1 protein-coding gene is annotated in these 587 nt (G+C 36.8%); it reads left to right on the top strand.

The annotated features are described in order from the left end of the window. Positions 1–587 (top strand): condensation domain-containing protein (locus LPB88_RS23700; RefSeq protein ID WP_230718274.1); only part of this gene is annotated, 587 nt, incomplete at both ends.

The raw sequence follows: 587 nt of genomic DNA, 5'->3' as shown, positions 1-587 counted from the left end.
TGTAGTTCAGGTAGTGAACAGAATCCATAAACAGTTTGGAAAAACGATCACTATCAAATTGTTTTTTGCAAATCCAACTATTGAAGAAGTAAGTAAAGAGCTGCAGGAGAGTGAATATATCGCGATCCCAAAGGCACCTGAAAGCGAGTCATATCCCTTAACAGCTTCTCAAAGACGATTATGGATAATGAGCCAGTTAGAAGGCGGTTCGCTGGCGTATAATATGCCCGGAGCAGTTTTGTTAAAAGGAAATATAGACACCGATAAATTCGAGGAATCGTTTAAGCTTTTATTACAACGTCATGAAATACTGCGAACGTATTTCAAAGCAGATAATCAGGGTGATATCAGACAATATATTATTCCAAGCGAACAATTAGATTTTAAGATATCGATTGAAGACTTCAGTTTTGTAGAAAACCAACAAGAAGCCATTGCGAAGTATATAGAAGAAAGAAACCAGGAGATCTTTGATTTAGAACAAGCACCTCTTATAAGAGCTTCGCTGCTTAAAGTAAAAGAACAGGAGTATGTTTTCTTTTTATCAATGCATCATATCATTGGAGACGGCTGGTCTATGGAATTGT

This window comes from Flavobacterium sp. JAS (assembly GCF_020991455.1).
Classification (GTDB): domain Bacteria; phylum Bacteroidota; class Bacteroidia; order Flavobacteriales; family Flavobacteriaceae; genus Flavobacterium.
The sequence above is the reverse complement of the archived record's forward strand: the minus strand, read 5'-3'. Positions and strand labels throughout refer to the sequence as shown.